This is a genomic window from Burkholderia sp. WAC0059, assembly GCF_002870125.1.
Taxonomy (GTDB): domain Bacteria; phylum Pseudomonadota; class Gammaproteobacteria; order Burkholderiales; family Burkholderiaceae; genus Paraburkholderia.
The window spans coordinates 11,515-28,291 of sequence record NZ_PNEO01000012.1 but is presented as its reverse complement, the minus strand read 5'-3'; the positions used below and the strand labels follow the sequence as shown (position 1 = coordinate 28,291).

Annotated in this window: 15 protein-coding genes; 13 read left to right on the top strand and 2 right to left on the bottom strand. The window is 62.4% G+C overall.

The genetic code is table 11. The features are described from left to right. Positions 1 to 32 precede the first annotated feature (32 nt). Together CY652_RS13700 and maiA are read left to right on the top strand one after the other, a co-directional pair. Positions 33 to 1,316 carry an MFS transporter gene (locus CY652_RS13700; RefSeq protein ID WP_219723740.1) on the top strand — a complete coding sequence of 428 codons (1,284 nt, stop codon included), beginning with the start codon at positions 33 to 35 and terminating at the stop codon, positions 1,314 to 1,316. Positions 1,317 to 1,344: 28 nt separating this feature from the next. After that, positions 1,345 to 1,998 (top strand): maleylacetoacetate isomerase, encoded by a 654-nt coding sequence (gene maiA / locus CY652_RS13695; RefSeq protein WP_102131254.1) that lies wholly within the window; start codon positions 1,345 to 1,347, stop codon positions 1,996 to 1,998. A gap of 52 nt (positions 1,999 to 2,050) precedes the next feature. On the opposite strand, the gene CY652_RS13690 is transcribed toward maiA, so the two are convergent. Then, the gene (locus CY652_RS13690) at positions 2,051 to 2,947 is read right to left on the bottom strand and encodes a LysR family transcriptional regulator (RefSeq protein WP_102131253.1); all 897 of its coding nucleotides are present in this window, start codon (positions 2,945 to 2,947) and stop codon (positions 2,051 to 2,053) included. Between the two features lie 1,260 nt (positions 2,948 to 4,207). On the opposite strand from CY652_RS13690, the gene CY652_RS13685 reads away from it, so the two are divergent. After that, the gene (locus CY652_RS13685; RefSeq protein ID WP_146010107.1) at positions 4,208 to 4,477 is read left to right on the top strand and encodes a type II toxin-antitoxin system Phd/YefM family antitoxin; all 270 of its coding nucleotides are present in this window, start codon (positions 4,208 to 4,210) and stop codon (positions 4,475 to 4,477) included. A gap of 9 nt (positions 4,478 to 4,486) precedes the next feature. On the opposite strand, the gene gspK is transcribed toward CY652_RS13685, so the two are convergent. Next, on the bottom strand, positions 4,487 to 5,530 hold the full coding sequence (gspK, locus tag CY652_RS13680; RefSeq protein WP_258002312.1) for a type II secretion system minor pseudopilin GspK: 1,044 nt from the start codon (positions 5,528 to 5,530) through the stop codon (positions 4,487 to 4,489). A gap of 445 nt (positions 5,531 to 5,975) precedes the next feature. On the opposite strand from gspK, the gene CY652_RS13675 reads away from it, so the two are divergent. The 10 genes from CY652_RS13675 to CY652_RS13635 all read left to right on the top strand — a co-directional run bounded on the left by CY652_RS13675 (position 5,976) and on the right by CY652_RS13635 (position 16,620). Beyond that, on the top strand, positions 5,976 to 7,625 hold the full coding sequence (locus tag CY652_RS13675) for a ShlB/FhaC/HecB family hemolysin secretion/activation protein (protein ID WP_102131250.1): 1,650 nt from the start codon (positions 5,976 to 5,978) through the stop codon (positions 7,623 to 7,625). Between the two features lie 61 nt (positions 7,626 to 7,686). Continuing rightward, positions 7,687 to 9,477 carry a DUF2341 domain-containing protein gene (locus tag CY652_RS13670; RefSeq protein ID WP_102131249.1) on the top strand — a complete coding sequence of 597 codons (1,791 nt, stop codon included), beginning with the start codon at positions 7,687 to 7,689 and terminating at the stop codon, positions 9,475 to 9,477. A gap of 10 nt (positions 9,478 to 9,487) precedes the next feature. Next, entirely contained in the window at positions 9,488 to 9,907 is a 420-nt protein-coding gene (locus CY652_RS13665) for an ExbD/TolR family protein (protein ID WP_102131248.1), read from the top strand. 4 nt (positions 9,908 to 9,911) lie between these two features. Continuing rightward, the gene (locus CY652_RS13660) at positions 9,912 to 10,628 is read left to right on the top strand and encodes an energy transducer TonB family protein (RefSeq protein ID WP_102131247.1); all 717 of its coding nucleotides are present in this window, start codon (positions 9,912 to 9,914) and stop codon (positions 10,626 to 10,628) included. 48 nt (positions 10,629 to 10,676) lie between these two features. Continuing rightward, a complete protein-coding gene (locus CY652_RS13655; protein WP_102131246.1) occupies positions 10,677 to 12,512 on the top strand; it encodes a putative porin in 1,836 nt (611 codons plus the stop codon). A gap of 11 nt (positions 12,513 to 12,523) precedes the next feature. Further along, on the top strand, positions 12,524 to 13,189 hold the full coding sequence (locus tag CY652_RS13650) for a hypothetical protein (RefSeq protein ID WP_180970588.1): 666 nt from the start codon (positions 12,524 to 12,526) through the stop codon (positions 13,187 to 13,189). Between the two features lie 60 nt (positions 13,190 to 13,249). Further along, positions 13,250 to 13,822 carry a YbjN domain-containing protein gene (locus CY652_RS13645; RefSeq protein ID WP_102131245.1) on the top strand — a complete coding sequence of 191 codons (573 nt, stop codon included), beginning with the start codon at positions 13,250 to 13,252 and terminating at the stop codon, positions 13,820 to 13,822. Next, positions 13,819 to 14,289 carry a hypothetical protein gene (locus CY652_RS24055; RefSeq protein ID WP_146010106.1) on the top strand — a complete coding sequence of 157 codons (471 nt, stop codon included), beginning with the start codon at positions 13,819 to 13,821 and terminating at the stop codon, positions 14,287 to 14,289. The genes CY652_RS13645 and CY652_RS24055 overlap by 4 nt, the downstream gene beginning before the upstream one ends. Before the next feature lie 19 nt (positions 14,290 to 14,308). Further along, positions 14,309 to 15,199: a peptidylprolyl isomerase gene (locus CY652_RS13640; protein ID WP_102131244.1), complete on the top strand. Its 891-nt coding sequence runs from the start codon at positions 14,309 to 14,311 to the stop codon at positions 15,197 to 15,199. Between the two features lie 92 nt (positions 15,200 to 15,291). Further along, on the top strand, positions 15,292 to 16,620 hold the full coding sequence (locus tag CY652_RS13635; RefSeq protein ID WP_102131243.1) for a glycosyltransferase: 1,329 nt from the start codon (positions 15,292 to 15,294) through the stop codon (positions 16,618 to 16,620). The last annotated feature ends 157 nt before the right edge of the window (positions 16,621 to 16,777 follow it).

Genomic DNA, 16,777 nt, shown 5'->3' with positions numbered 1-16,777 from the left:
GCTGGCGCGCCCTTTCACTACCGGGAGTTCGAATGATGCAGTCGACAGGCATACGGCCCCTGGGCCGGGTCGCCCTCTATACCAGTGTGTTCCTGCCGTTTGCGCTGGGACACTACATGTCCTTTATTTTCCGCACCATCAATGCGGTGCTGTCACCGTATCTGGTGGCGTCCCTGCAGCTGGGCGCCACGCAGCTTGGTCTGCTGTCGAGCGCCTATTTTGCTGCGTTCGGCATTGCGCAGCTGCCAGTCGGTGTCGCGCTCGACCGTTACGGGCCGCGGCGGGTGCAGCTTGTGCTGCTGGTGGCTGCTTCGCTGGGATCGCTTCTTTTCGCGACGAGCGGCGGGTTCGGCATGCTGTTCATTGCACGGGTGCTGACCGGCATCGGGTTGTCGGCCTGCTTCATGGGGTCGATCAAGGTCCTGTCGTACTGGGTCGAGCCGGCAAGGCTGCCATCGATCCATGGGTATCTGCTGGCCGTGGGCGGCCTGGGCGCGATGTCTTCCACGCTGCCCGTGGCGCTGGCGCTGCAGCACATGGACTGGCGCACACTGTTCATGGTGCTCGCGGGTCTCACGCTGCTGCCTGCCGTTGCCATCGGGTTGCTGACGCCGGCCGATCCGGTTGCTCACCGGATCAGTCGTCTGCCATCGCCCCGTGCATTGCTCGAGGTTTACCGCGACCCGGCATTCCGGCGCACGATCAGCCTGCTGCTGCCGTCTCACGCGGTGGCCTTCGGTCTGCAGGGGCTCTGGATGGGGCAATGGCTGCAGGATATCGGCCGGTTCGGCGTGCAGGACTCGGCCGCCTTCCTGCTGGTCGGGATGGGGGCGATCGTGGCGGGTTCGCTGTCGCTGGGCAACGTGACCGAATGGGCGGCCAGGCGTTTCGGCATGAAGCCGCGGGACGTCGCAGGCTGCGGCATCGGACTCTTTCTCCTCGTCCAGATCCTGATGATGTTCAATGTCCCGGCACTGGTGCCGTTCCTGTCGGTGTGTTTCACGCTGTTTGGCACGGTCGCGGGGCTGGAATATACGATCGTGGCGCAGAGCGTGCCGCCGGTCATGACGGGGCGTGCTGCGACGTGCCTGAACCTGCTGATTTTTGCAGGCGCTTTTATTGTGCAGGGGGGCTTTGGCCTGATTCTTGGAATCTGGCATCCCGACGCTGGATTCCATTATCCGGTTGTGGCGTGGCGGGTGGCGCTGGGGATCGCGCTTGCGCTCCAGTTGCCGGGTTTCATCCGGTGGCTGGTGGCATGGCTGAAGCCGGCAGTTGAAGCGCCGTCCGACGGGGATCGCCCGGATGCTGTGTGATGGTCGAAATGCTGAAAGGAGACAGAGGATGAAGCTGCATGGCTACTACCGTTCGTCCGCGTCATTCCGGGTACGGATTGCGCTGAACCTGAAGGGCGCTACCTATACCCAGGTGACGCATGACCTGTCGCGTGCGCAGCAGCGCAACGCTGACTACGTGGCACTGAACCCCGCTGCGGCTGTACCCGTGCTCGAGGTGGACGGGCTTGTCCTGACGCAGAGCCTCGCAATCATCGACTATCTCGAACACCGCTATCGGACGCCGCAACTGATCCCGACCGCGCCTGCGGAACGTGCGCGTGTAATCGGACTCGCTGCATTGCTGGGTGCCGATACACATCCGCTTGGCACCCTGCGGGTGGTGGACTATCTGCGCGGGAACCTGGGTGTCGACACGGCGGCGGTGACAGCGTGGCAGCGACACTGGGCAGCGGAAGGACTGCGCGCCTTTGAGGCACAGCTCCAGTACGGCGGGACGGGACATTTCAGTCACGGAGACGAGCCGGGGCTCGCCGATGTGTTCCTGGTGCCCCAGGTGCTGGCGGCGAGGCGCCATGGTGTCGATCCGGCCGCTTATCCGGTGGTCGACAGGATTGTGCAGGCCTGTCTTGATCTGCCCGCTTTCCAGCAGGCCCTGCCTGACAACCAGCCGGACGTGCCCAGGAGCAGTCCGGCGTCGTAAGGTGCCCGGCATCGGGGAGGGCCGGGCAGTCGCTGATCAGGACTTTGGAATATCAGGCCGCGGCTGCTACAGCGTGTGACGGTGTTGCGGCAGGCATCCTGATGGTAGCGTCCTGGAAGGCCTCACCGAGCTTGCGCAGGGCTACACGGATTTCCGGTTCGGACGAGGCCGAATACAGGATGATTTCGCGCGTTGGAAGCACGGGCAGGCCGATGCGGGGACCGATATCCATCGTGCCTGCCGGTGCGGCGCTCAGCGCGAGCGGTGCAATGGCGAGACCTGCCAGCGCCGCGCCGGCCAGGGTCGCGGCACCGCCGCCAACAAATACCTCTTCCCAGGGAATGCGGACCAGTGCGAGCGCGTCGACGGCCATCGCACGCACACGGCACGGATGTGCCTGCAGCGCAAGCGGAATCGCCGCATCAGGTGGTTGCGTCCAGTCCGGAATGGCCATCCATCCGAACTGCTCCTGCACGAGTGTTTCTCCGTCATGCCGGATATCGTCGTGTGACAGCACGATGGCGGCATCCACCTGGCCCTGGTCAAACTGCGCCTGCATGTCGCGCGAGCTGGACACCCGAAGCTCGATCTGCAGATGCGGGTTGGCCTCCCGCAGGTGCCGGAGCAGTACCGGCAGATTGTTGCCTACCAGGTGATGACTGATTCCGATTTTCAGGGGAATACGGTTAGCCACCAGCGAGGTAATGGCATCGTCATGTGCGGCGAGCAGTGCACGAGCCGAGCGAAGGAATAACTCTCCTTTCGGGGAGAGCCGTACCTTGCGTGGCGTACGTTCGATCAGTTGCTGTCCCACGCGCTGTTCGAGCCGCTTGAGCTTGATACTGATGGCTGACTGGGTTGTATTCAGCAAGTCCGCTGCGCGGGTAAAGCTGTGCGTGTCTGCGACGAGCACAAAGGCCTGAACGGCTTCGATATCGAGGGGTTTCATCGTGATCCATTCAACTTTTCCATCACTGAAATAGCGAACGTCCGGTTTAAACGGAGCTCGAACTGTGACACCCTTTCCGTCGTGAATACAGTGCACGGAATTTAAGGCGTTTTCGTGCCGAACTGGTTGCTGCTGTCACGGTGCGGTCATTGCATGACCGTGGGCCACGAGGGCGTCGCATCACTGCAATCTGTCGGGTGTCGTCCGGAATGCAGATGCGGCAGCGCTACACATTGGCTGATGACGGAGCCGCCAGCAGGCAGCCATCAAGGTGAGATGTGGCGATATCGGAAAACGTCGCCATGGAATATTGGGTGGTCACGATGCTTCGACTTTCGAGGTTGGAGCAAACGTTTCCACAGGATGGCCAGCCTGCCTGTCCAGTATAAGTGGCTCGCGGCAAATGATGTTGGCGGGCGAGCATGTCAGGTGCTCAGTCGAGGTGGCAGGCGGTCTCCAGATGCGGCAGGCGGGTGTGGTGGTGGAGCGGAAATCCAGCCCGGCGGCTGCGCCAGATGGCAGATGGAGTGAAGGAGACTGGTTGCGCATACAAGCCAGACGCGGGCTCGCCGGGTGGAGCAGGTGGGCGGTGCGAAGTGCTTCGCGGTGAGGAGAATGTGCGGGTTCGCACGTGAAGACCAGCGTCATGCGTATTCGGGCTGCACAAAGTCTGTGAGACCGGATGGTATCCGGACATTATCCTTTTCGCAGTGACCTGCAGAAAGATGATTCAGGACGCGATTTTCTGATTGACGGAGATATTTGCTGAATTAATGATGAATCAGGGAGAAGTTCTTTTGGAAAGCCTGTTGGGTGGCCTTTTCGCGGCAATGGGTGATTGGTGGCTGACGTGAATGTGCTGGATATTCAGACGAAACATAAAGTTAAAGAAAATTGCGGCGACTGGATTTTATGTGGTGTTGATTAATTACGCTGGAAGATGAATTTTTTGTGTCAAAAGGTGTGTACGTCCTTGTGGGGGCTGGATTTAGTATGACGCTACCATGATGAAAGCGTTTTGAATGGTTTGCGTTGTACGTACATTCTGCCTCGAAGATGTCGTAAAGGCGGTTTTGATGATGGATTAAGATCGCCGATTTGGAACGCGCGGGTTGGGCTGCTTTCATGGTGCCGATAATCCGCATCCTCGACGAGGAATTAATGGCCGGGTTTAAGTCACACTGAACCGAATAACGCGGCGAGGTGCCCCGGACTGCATGTTGGGCTACGCGGTCAAACGCGGGGCAAAGGGGACCAACGGTGGATCTTCATTTCTGGCAGCACGTGAAGTCGATGGTGACACGGGAATTCAGCCGGAATCCGTCCAGCGCCCTGCGGGACGCACAGGATGGTCCGGTCGTGATCACGAAGTATGGCCAGCCGGTCGCGTGCATCGTATCGATTGAATATTGGGACTGCCTGCTCAAGCAGGCACAGGAAGTCGTATTCCAGGAGATGGAGGTACCGACGGTGCCTGTCGACCAGCTCGCCGGGCAGTCGGGCTCGAAAGGTTCGTGCGCGCGTGACTGAGTGCGCGGCTCACGTCTGTCCGGCAGTGAGGCGGTGAACCCACAGGACGCGCGTGGTTGTGAAGTCGCCGATGCCGAAGCGACCGATCAGCGTGTCCATCCGGATGTCGATCCGCGTCGAGTGGATCCGGCAATGCACGATGAAGTAGCCGCTGTTGACGGAGATCAGTGAGCCGGTGGGAAGTGTTGTGCTGCCTGCGTTCGGTGCGAGTATCAGCGGAATGTCCCCGGTGCTGACGAAGTAGGCGGTCTGTCTGCGTGCGGTCAGGGTGTGGGCCTGTTCCACCGAAAGCCCGGGAAGTGCTGCAGCCAGGACGACGTCAGGTGCGGTGTTCGCATTGACGTAGGTGTAATCGGGGAGCAGGGTGACGTAGGGTGCCAGAGTCCTGATGGTCTGCGTATCGTAACCCGGCACCCTGTCAAGATCTGCGATGGACACGAGCTGCATCGGCCAGCCCAGCAGGCTCGGATGATCGTCCTCTGAATACTCGCCTTGCGGAATCCGGTCGTTCACAGAATTCAGCATGTAGGCGGCCGTCTGCTGCGCAAGCCCGGGGTTCAGGGAAAGTTCCGTCAACAACTGGCGGTACGTATACAGGCCGCTCGCATCGACAGCCCACGGTTGTCCCGGGCCGGACCGCGAGATCAGGTCGGTCAGGTTGAATTTCGCCTGGGCGTCTTCCACTTCACCTGACAGGGTGGCCTGACTGAGTTCCCCATTCAGGCGCTGGGTGTCTTCGGGAAGCAGGTCGGCCAGTCTCAGGTTACGCACGGGCACAGACCAGGCCTGTCCCACATAGGACACGTTTGACTGCGTGCTCTGCACGCGCAGCGTGGCGCGCGCCCATTGCACCGCGGCTCTTTCGAGCCATAGGGTCTGGAGCGCGAGACGCTGGTTCTCGATATCGCGCAGGGCCACGAGCTCCCGCCAGACGATGCTCACCGCGAGCGAGGCGGCCAGTGCGACGACCAGCAGTGCCGTGATGACAGCGATGCCCTTCTGACGCCTGCCGCCGGCCACAGGTCGTTGTCCTCGGAGCGACGGATGCTTCACGTGTACCTCTCGCCAGCAGAATGCTTCCGGAAGGAAGGGGCGCTATAACGGAGCGATCCTACGGGCAATGTATTTCGTCATCTTGACGGATGTTACGTACATTTTCCGGGCAGGCTTTCCGGTCCGATAAAACTTCAATGGTACGTAACATCCGTCTTAAAAATGACGGCAACGGTCCCTATACTCCACAACCATTCAATACGAGCAGATCCCGTGACGGACGAGGGAATCTGCGACCTCCTCTGCCTTCCGGATTGATCCGGCGACGGTATGTCGCCGGGGTCGTATTCAGGATCGTTGGTCAGTCACACGGGCATTCACGGAGTGTATGTGTTTGTTCGTACTACGTATGAAGTAATTGTAAATATCCAGAGAACAGGGTCCGCCCGGTATTGGGTGGCGGGGAAGGTTTGTGTCGTCGACGTGTATCAAGGGGAGCGGCGTAATGGCGCCACGGTTCTACGGGGAGAAGTCAGGCGGGTGGCATGGGTACGGCTGGGCCGGCGTACTGCTGGCTGGCGGTATGGCGCTGGCGTCATCCGCGCATGCGCAGCAGGCGGCAGGTGCGGCTGCTGCGGGCGGTACCGCGCAGGCGCCTTCGTCATCGGCGCCCGGGACGTTTGACGTCAACGAATTCATCGTCCGGGGCAATTCCACGCTGCCCGGTCTCGATATCGAGAAGGCCGTGTATCCGTTTGAAGGGCCGGGGCGCACGCTGAAGGATGTTCAGGCTGCGCGCGATGCGCTGCAGAAGGTCTATCAGGACAGGGGTTATCAGTCGGTGGTGGTGGAGCTGCCTCAGCAGCATGTGAGCAATGGTGTGATCGTGCTGCAGGTGGTCGAGGCGAAGGTGGGGCGTGTCCGGGTCGAGGGCGAGAAATATACGTCGCCCGAGGTGATCCGGGACGCGGTACCGGCCCTGACGGAAGGCACGGTGCCAGACTTTACGGCGGCTCAGCAGCAGCTGACGGCGCTGAACAGCGCAGACCGGCAGGTGGCGCCGGTGCTCAAGCCCGGTACGTTGCCGCAGACGCTCGATGTGGACCTGAAGGTGAATGACCAGAGTCCGTGGCACGGCAGTCTGGAGGTCAACAACGACCGCAGTCCGGACACGTCCGAACTGCGCACCGTTGCCTCGCTGAGCTACTCCAACCTCTGGCAGCTCGGACATGTCTTTTCGGGCAGTTTCCTGATCGCACCGCAGCACCCCGAGGACGCCAAGGTCTATTCATTCTCCTATCTTGCGCCGATTCAGGGGACGCACTGGAGTCTGCAGGCCACGGTTTTCCATTCCGACAGCGATGTGGCGTCGGGTGCCGCCACCACGGTGCTGGGCAAGGGGACGTCGTTCGGTCTGAGCGCGATCTATACGCTGCCCGCCACCGATACGTATTCGCAGTCGGTGAGTATCGAGATCGATCACAAGCACTTTGACGAAGACGACCGGGTGGCTGGTCAGCTATCGGAAGCGCCGCTGACCTATCTGCCGGTGACGTTCTCCTACAACGGCCAGCTCAACCGAAAGAATTCGCAGACGTCGTTCACGGCGTCGCTGACGACGAACATCAGGGGTGTCGGCAGCAGCGCCGATGAGTTCGACAACAAGCGCTACAACGCGACCTCGGATTTTGTGTACGGCCGTTTCGATGTCAACCATACCCAGGACCTGCCGCGCGACGTGCAGCTTAACGGACATGTGTCGGCACAGTTTGCCAACGAGCCCCTGGTGTCGAGCGAGCAGTTTGCGGCGGGCGGCATCAATACGGTGCGCGGCTATCTGGAGGCGGAAGACACATCGGACAGCGGCGTGATCGGTTCGGTCGAAGTGCGCTCGCCCTCGATCGCGAAGTACGTGGGCAGCTGGGCGAACGAGTGGCGGTTCCACGGGTTTGTTGACGCTGCACACCTGTGGCTGCTCAGCCCGCTGCCGGAGCAGACATCCTCTTTCAACCTGGTGAGTGCGGGGTTGGGTACGCGCATCCAGGTACTGCGGTTTGCGAGTGCCGACCTTGAAATGGCGTTCCCGTTGCACGCAGGGACGTTCACGAAGGCGTATCACCCGCAGTTCGATTTCTACGTACGGGCGAGTTTCTAGCACGGTTTGTTGACTATGGGCCGGTGGACGGACCGGTGCCGGTATCTCAGGAGAGTGGATTGTGAAGCGCGCATTATTCCTTTTACTCATTGCGTTCGCATGGCTGCCAGGTGCAGCCAATGCGTGGTGGCAGAACGACTGGTCATACCGGAAGTCGATCACGGTCGATACCAGCCCGAAAGGCGCCAATATCACGCAGGCGGCCGGACGTGTCCCGCTGCTCATTCGCCTGCATTCCGGGAACTTCCAGTTCGACGGGCTGCAGGACAGTGGGGCGGACATCCGGTTCGTGGCGGCTGACGACAAGACGCCGCTGAACTACCACGTCGAACAGTACGATCCGGTGCTGGGTGTGGCGCTGGTCTGGGTGGATATTCCGCAATTCCCGGCCGGTGCGAGCCAGAACATCTGGATGTACTACGGCAACAAGAAGACGCCGGATGGCAGCAAGCCTGCAGCGACGTTCGATCCGGATTACACGGCCGTCTTCCACTTTGACGATGCGGGCGGTACGCCGCCGAAGGATGCCACGGCATACGCCAACAACGCGCAGGATGCGTCGGTCCGTGTGGTCGAGGACGGCATCATTGGCCGGGCGGCACAGTTCAGTGGCACGCCGCTCCTGCTTGCCGCGAGCCCGTCCCTCGCGATCCCCGCCGGTGGCCAGTTCACGTTCAGTGACTGGGTGAAGCCTGCTGCGCTTGCTGCCCAGACGCTGCTCTACAGCCGTCGCGACGGAGCCAGTGCACTGCTGGTCGGGCTCGACAACGGCGTGCCGTTTGTGGAGATCGACGGGGGCCCGGCGCCCGTGCGCACGGCGGCTGGCCAGCCGGTCGCAGCCGGACAGTGGAGCGATATCGCGGTGACCGCGGACGGCCACAACGTCGTGCTCTATGTGGGTGGCAAACCGTATGCGCAGGTGGCTGCGGTTCTGCCCGCGCTCAATACGCCCACGGCCATCGGCGGCGATGTCGCGAACGCACCGGCCGGATTTGCTGCCTTCTCCGGCGAGATGGATGAATTGCGGCTCTCGAAGGTGGCGCGCTCGCCCACGCTGATTGGCCTCGACTTCCTGAACGAGGGCGCCGAGTCGAAGCTCGTGAGCTACGGCGCGGACGAGAAACAGTCGGGCTTCGGCTTCGGCTACTTCGGCGTGATCGTCCATTCGGTGACGGTCGATGCATGGTTCGTGATTGCGATCCTGCTCGCCATGGCCGTGATCTCGTGGGTCGTGATGTACATGAAGGCGAACTACGTGGGGCGGCTCGACAAGGCCAACGGTTTTTTCCTGAAGCGCTTTCGCGAGGTGGCGGGCCGCAAGCTCGTGGGCCTCGCGCAGGTGGATGCGAAATCCGACGAAGGGCAGCGTCTCGGCCAGTCGTCCCTGTATCGCCTGTACCGGGCAGGGGTCGATGAAATCCACAGCCGCATCGACGAGCAGGGGCGCAGCGTGATCAGCGCGGAGTCCATCGAGGCGATCCGGGCGACGATGGACGCGACGCTCGTGCGCGAGAACCAGCGCCTGTCGAAGTCGATGGTGCTGCTCACGATTGCGATTTCCGGCGGCCCGTTCCTCGGTCTGCTCGGCACGGTGGTCGGCGTGATGATCACGTTCGCGGCGATTGCCGCAGCGGGCGACGTCAACGTGAATGCGATCGCACCGGGTATCGCTGCTGCACTGCTTGCGACAGTCGCGGGCCTGTTCGTCGCGATCCCTGCACTCTTTGGCTACAACTACCTGCTGACGCGCAACAAGAACGTGAGCGCCAACATGCAGGTGTTCGTGGACGAATTCGTCACGCGCCTCGCCGAAGCGCATGCGAATCCCGATCACGCGCTGACGGCGGCCTGAGGAGACCATCATGCGGGTCCAGGACGACGAGAAGCCCTACGACGACATCAATATTACGCCGATGCTGGATCTGGCGTATGTACTGCTGATCATCTTCATCATCATGACGACCGCTTCGGTGCAGGGTATCAAGGTGGACCTGCCCCGCGCGAGTTCGTCGACGAGCCTCGCGAAGCCGCAGACGAAGGCGATCACGGTTTCCGACTCCGGCCAGATCTATCTCGACGCGTATCCGGTGTCCATGGACGAACTGGAGAGCCGTCTTCGCACGGCCAAGGCAACCAGTGCGGATTTCCCGATCGTGCTCAAGGGCGACTCGACTGTGCAGTACCAGAAGGTCATGGACGTACTTGATCTGCTGCGCCGTCTTGATCTCTCGCAGGTCGGTCTGGTGACCGGCAAGCCCGCGCAGGGCGCGGCAGGCGGATGACGTCATGGAAATGACCTACCAGAACGGCCACGGCGACGGTCCACCGAACGGGTGGCGCCGCTGGATCAAGCCGGCGGTCATCGTACTCCTGGTGGCGGGCGCGGCGTGGCTCGTGTGGCAGCTGGCGAGTGACCGCGCAGGCGTGAAGCGCACGGAGGCGCCGCAGGTGACCACCGTGATTCCGGTGCCGCCCCCGCCCCCGCCACCACCGCCCCAGGTCAAGCCGCCGCCGCCGAAGATCGAGCAGACGGTGCAGACGCCGGTGTCGAAGCCGACGCCAGTGTCGAAGCCGGCCGAGACGCCAAAACCTTCGGATAACCAGCCGAAGCAGATGACGATGAACGCGCCGGCCCAGGCCGGCAGCGACAACTTCAACCTGGGTGCCGGTGATGGCACGGGGATGGTGGGCAGCGGAGGCGGTGGGCGCTTCGGCAACGCGACCTACCGGCAGTACATGGCGTATCTGCTGCAGCAGACCGTTGAGCGGGACAGGCAGGTGCAGGAAGCGGGGGGCAGCGCCCGGTTTGCGGTGGAGCTGAATCTCTGGATGGACCCGGACGGACATATCACGCGGGTCACGGTCAGCCAGTCGACTGGGGACCCGAAGCTGGACGCGGCTGTGGTCAATGCCATCCAGTCGCTGGGCAAGGTTGATGAAGCGCCGCCGCCGGGGGCGACGTACCCGGTACTGGTCAGGTTGAACGGACGCCGGCCTGGATAGGGCCGTGGTCGTCGGGGCAGAAGAACGCAAGTTATGTGGAGAGTCGGGATGATTCAGAGAATGGAAGAGCGGAACGCAGCGGGGAGCCGTGCGTGCGGGCGTATCCGCCTCTCGCGTACCAGTCTGGCGATACTGGCGTTGAGCATGGCTGCGGCGCCGCATGTGCATGCGCAGTCGCTCGAGACGCAGGCCGCAGAGGCTTCGGCGAACGCCGCGGCGACGCCGACGGGGAGCACGGTGATCAATCTGATCAAGCTGCTGGTCAAGCGTGGCGTGCTCACGCAGCAGAACGCGACCGAACTGATTGCTGAAGCACAGAACGAAGCAAGCCAGACGAAGGCCGCGCCGTCCGGGGCAGCGGGGGGCGCAGGTGCGCAGGTTGTCAATGCGCCGACGCAGCCTGGCGACGTCGCCGTGCCCTATGTGCCGCAGGTCGTGCGCGACCAGATCCGGGACGAGGTCAAGCAGGAAGTCGTCTCGCAGGCGAAGGCAGAGAACTGGGCGCAGCCCAACACTTTTCCGGACTGGGTTTCGCGCATCACGATCAACGGCGACGTGCGGGTACGGGACCAGTTCGACTTCTATTCTCCGCGTAACGTGACAGGTCTGACCAATTTTGCAGCGATCAACAAGGGCAGCCCGGTCGATATCAATCCGAACACCAACACCAGCCCGTTTCCGACGCAGAACACGACCCATGACCGGGATGACCAGTTGAGCATCCGCGCGCGCCTCGGGGTGACGGCCGTGGTCTCCGATCAGCTCACGGCGGGTCTGCAACTGGCGAGTGGCAACGATGACGGCCCGGTGTCGACGACGAGCCTGCTCGGTGGCGGGTTTGCCAAGAACGACATCTGGCTGAACCAGGCTTACCTGAAATACAAGCCTGTCCCCTGGATCGACATCACGGCGGGCCGGTTCGACAATCCGTTCTTCTCCTCGGACCTGCTGTACTCGAACGATCTGCAGTTCGACGGCATCGCGGCCAGCTTCCGGCATCTGCTGCCGGGACACGATAACGTGACGCTGTTCGGCACGCTCGGCGTGTTCCCGATCCAGTACAGCTCCGACAGCTTCCTCGCGCAGAATCCGGATACATCGGGCGGCACGACGCAGTGGATGGCGGGTGGCCAGTTTGGCGCCGAATGGCAGATCAACGACCAGAACCGGCTCAAGGGTGCGGTTGCCTATTACGACTTCATGAACATGAAGGGGCAGCTGTCGGCACCCTGCGCGCTGTATCTCGGTGCGACAAGCTGCAGCACGGATAACGAAGCGCCTGCGTTCATGCAGAAGGGCAATACGCTCGTTGCGCTGCGCAACATTATCCAGAATCCGAACCTCGCGCCGGGCGATACGCCGGATCCGCAGTATTTCGGTCTGGCCTACAACTATCGCATCCTCGACACCAAGCTTGAGTGGGACACGAAGCTGGCCGATCGCTACAAGATCAGGCTCGACGGCGAGTATGTCCGGAACCTGGCCTACAACTCCAACAAGGCATTTGCAGCCGGCGCGGCGCCGGTCGTGAACAACTTCAACAACGCGAGCAGCTCGTCGACCACTGTTACCCAGGCCGACTACAGGAGCGGCGCCAACGGCTTCATGTTCAAGGCGACGCTGGGCGAGCCGGACACGCTGGAGAAGGGCCAGTGGAACTTCTCGGTGACCTACAAGTATCTCCAGCCCGATGCAGTGCTCGACGCCTTCGTCGACCCGGACTTCGATCTCGGGGGAACCAATACGAAGGGTTACATCATCGGTGCGCAGTACGCGGTCGCGCGCGATGCGTGGCTGCAGGCCCGGTGGATGAGCGCGCACGAGGTGTACGGTCCGCCGCTCACGATCGACGTGCTGCAGCTTGAGATGAATGCACGGTTCTGATGGAGACGGCCATGAGAGTACGTCATCTTTTTCTCTGTGCCTGCGCGCTGGCCGGCAGTCTGGCTGTCCTGCCGGTGCCTGCGTCCGCACAGAGTCTCGAGGACCGGCTGCGCAGCCAGCTGCGTGAGACGACTGAGCAGTTGCGCCAGCTCCAGGACAGCCAGTCCCAGTTGCAGGCGCAGCTTTCGTCAGCGCAGCAGGATCGGGACAAGGCCCAGGCCGATCTGAAGCAGGCACAGACTGCGCTTGTCGCAGCGAAGGGCCGGCCGGATGCGACGGATGCGGCGGAGCGTGCGCTGGCGGCCGAGCGCGCCAGTCATGCGCAGGACAGCGCGCAGCTTGCGAAGTATCGGTCCGATTACGAGAGCCTCGCCGCGCAGTCGCGTACCCGCGAAGCTGAAGCAAAAGAGAGCGATGCCCAGCTGAAGGCGCGTGACGCAACGCTGCAGCAGTGCGAGGCAAAGAACGCGCAGCTCTATAGCGTCGGGCATCAGATCCTGGATGCGTATGAGCATGCGGGGCTTGGCTCATTCCTCGCATCGCGTGAGCCGTTTGCCCAGGCCACGCGCGTGAAGTACGACCAGATCGCCCAGGACTACGGTGACCAGCTCTATACGGGCAAGTTCGATCCCGATGCGAAACCGGCTGCGGCCTCCGCGCCGGCAGCGCCGCATTAGTACGGCACGGGGTCAATCCGCGGGACATTCCCGCACCGAATTTTCACAGGACAGACAGAGATGGCAAGCAAACAGGAACGGGCAGCACAGGCAGCGGCTGAGGCAGCGGTGGAGGTACCGGGGGCCGTGCCGCTTTACGAATCAGTCTCGGTAGACGAGCTGGCGGATCTGCTTCGGGAGTCGGGCTATCGCGTGACGCCGGCCGAGCAGAACGGCCATGTGCAGCTCATGAGCGCAAGCCAGGGGATCGGCTTTGCCGTGCGCTTTGGCAATCGTGCGGCCGAAGAGGGGCGTTTCTTCGATTTCACCCTGGGATGTGTCATGCAGGTCCAGGGCGATATTCCCGTCGAGCTGGTTCCGTCGTGGGCGCGTACCAAGCGGTTTGCCCGCCTGTCCGCCCAGGGGCAGTTTCTCGTGCTGGAAATGGATGTGGTCGTGTCCGGCGGGGTGAGCGTCCGTCACCTGACCTCCATGACGCAATTGTGGGACCGGCTGATGCAGGAGTTCGTGCTGCATCTGCGCAACCGCCCTGCCATGGCGGCAGCCGAGCGTCCTGCGGGCAGCGCGCCCGGCAGCGTGGAGTCGACTGCGGCATTGGTCCAGAGTGACAGCACCACGGGCACGATGCAATGAGACTCGCCGTCCCTGGCATCCCGTTTCCTCCTGATCCCGGTGGCGCGTGGTCGCACTGGGGCGGGCGCTGGGATTGTCACCCGCGCCTGTTCGTGATGCGGCAACTGCGTGAGCAGTTCGAAGCTGCGCTCGAGTGGTACGACGGCGTGAGTGCCGGGGACTGGCCGAGACCGGCTCGACAGGGTGCCGATGCCATTCGGCTGGACATCCTGTCATGGATGGATGCGGCGGGGTGGGTGGTACGCGTCGAGTTTGCCGGATACCGCCCCGGGGATGACGACGCGTTGCGGGCGGCGCTGCTGGCGCATCCGGTTTATGTGGGCCCTTTGCCGAACCTGTGCCGTCAGCCGTTTCGTGTTGCGATGATTCTGCAGCGACCGGTCGGTCGGCCCGGGTTCCCGGGGCCAGGCTTGAAAGGATGGCCAGGTCATCTGATGCCATGGATGGCTGCGTACGGAAGTGCCTGAAACGAAAGGAGTGGAAGCAATGAAACGAAGTGCGATGGCTCTGTGCGGGCTGCTTGCCTGCGTAGGTTCGGTGGCCTGGGCGCAGGATGATGTGGTGGCGAGTGCCGGACATGCCACCGTGACCCAGGAAGAAATCACGACGATGCTGGGTAATCTTGCGCCCGACGTGCGTACACGGCTGGCCGCCGACCCGTCGCGTCTCGATCAGCTCGTGCGCGCGCGGCTCGCGCAGAAAGTCGTCTTCGATGAAGCGAAGGCGAAGGGCTGGGACCAGCAGCCCCAGGTCAAGCGGGCGGTCGAGTGGGCACAGCGCCAGGCGGTGGCCGATTCCTATCTGGCGTCGATTGCCCGGCCGCCCGCGGACTATCCGGGCGAGCAGGACATCCAGAGCGCCTATGACGAGAACAAGGCGATGTTCACGGTTCCGTATTCGCTGCATTTCGCGCAGATCTTCGTTGCAGTTCCCCGGAGCGCCACGGCTTCAGAGATTGACACTGCGCGCAAGAAGGCGGTCGACATTGCAAAGCAGGCCCATGCGTCGGGCGCGGATTTCGCGACCCTTGCGAAGGCCGATTCGGAGGACAAGTCCAGTGCGGCCAATGGTGGCGACATGGGGCTGGTCCCGCAGGGCATGCTGCTGCCGGAAATCCGCAAGGTCACAGACGGCATGAAGCCGGGTGAGGTGTCGGAACCAGTCCAGACCGCGATGGGTTTTCACGTGATCAAGCTGATCGGGACGCAGCCTGCGACGGTGCGACCGCTCGCTGACGTGCATGACCAGATCAAGGCGATGCTGCGCCAGCAGCGCACACAGCAGAACGCCCAGGCCTATCTCGCCAAGGCAGTGGGGCCGACGGCTGTGTCGATCAACGAGGACGCTGTACGCAAGGCGCTCAGCGCATCGCAGTAACGGGCGAGATGGGTACAGCACGTCATGCGGGCGCGGTTGCAGCAGCCAGCCGTGATCTTGCGGGCGTGCGGAGAAAGATGGGCCGATGCAGCATGAAAATCCTGTTCAACACGTATCCGATGGCATTTCACACCCCGGGTGGTGGGGAAGTGCAGCTCATGCAGTATTACCGGTATCTGCATAAGCAGCAGGTGGGTGTCACGCTGTTCGACGTGTGGTCGCCGCCGTTCCGGGATCACGATCTTCTGCATTTTTTTTCATGCATAAGTGGCTCCCTGCATTTCTGCGGGTTTGTCAGGAGGCTCGGCCTGCCGGTCCTGGTCTCACCAAACCTGTGGATCACGGAGGACAGGAAAGACCAGTATCCAGTTGACGAGATCCGCGGAATGTTTGTGGTGGCCAATCGCGTCGTGTGCAATTCGAATGCCGAGTGCGATCTTCTCGCCGCGGTGTTCAACATTGAGCGCGAGAAATTCGTCACGGTCTACAACGGCATCGATCGCCGGTTTCTGCGGCCAGCGAATCCTGAACTCTTTCGCTCCACGTTCGGCATTGACGGTCCCTTTGTACTGAATGTGGCGAATATCGAGCCGCGCAAGAACCAGTTGAACCTGATCCACGCGCTGAAGGCGTATCCGGAATTGCCGCTGGTGGTCATCGGACATGTGCGCGACAGGACGTACGCGGAACAGTGCTTTGCCGAGGGAGGCGATCAGTTGCGCTATCTGGGGCCGCTTTCGCACGATTCCGACGAGTTGCATTCGGCTTATGCGGCCTGTCCGGTCTTTGCACTGCCCAGTACGCTCGAGACGCCAGGACTCGCGGCACTGGAGGCTTTCGCCTGCGGCGCGCCGGTCGTGGTGACCGGGGAAGGGTGCGCGCGGGAGTATTTCGGCGAAGGCGCCCTGTACGTTGATCACGACGACATCGAAGGCATCCGGATGGCGATCATGCAGGGCATCTCCCGCAGGCGGAGTTTGCTGGCCACTCTTGTCGCGGACGCCAACTTTACGTGGGACCGGTGTGTGGAGCAGTTGGTCGAGGTTTACCGCGGGCTGCTCGGCGAGGCTCGCGTTGCCCCGGCAGACAGCGGCTTCCATGCGATCGAGTCTGACGGGGCGTCGATCTTCGCGTGGAGCCACGCGTCGGTGCAGTTCGAATGTGCGCCGGGCGTCCTCAAGGGACGCTGGCGTTCGGAGTTCGGCGCGACGATGGAGATCCGTATTGATGAGGAGGTTGCATACGATGAGATCTGGATACCTGAAGTATGGGAGTCGTTCCGGATCGTGATTCCGAAGTCTGCGGATGGCGGGTTCCGATGTGTGGCGCTGGCCAATATCCGCCTGTCTGACGGTAGCCTGGTTCGGGAGCGCGGCGTGGCGCTGCGCGACGTGGAGTTTGTCGATGGGGCCTGCTTTTGAACCTCGATACCGGAACCTGGGGACGAACAGGGAAAACATGGACGGGGATGCAGGATGGATGGCGATCGGCACGCACGCCACATGCGCGGTCCCGGCGATGGCAGACGACTGGACTGCATGGGCCGGGGTTCATGACGTCCCTGACGGGGAGTCAGGT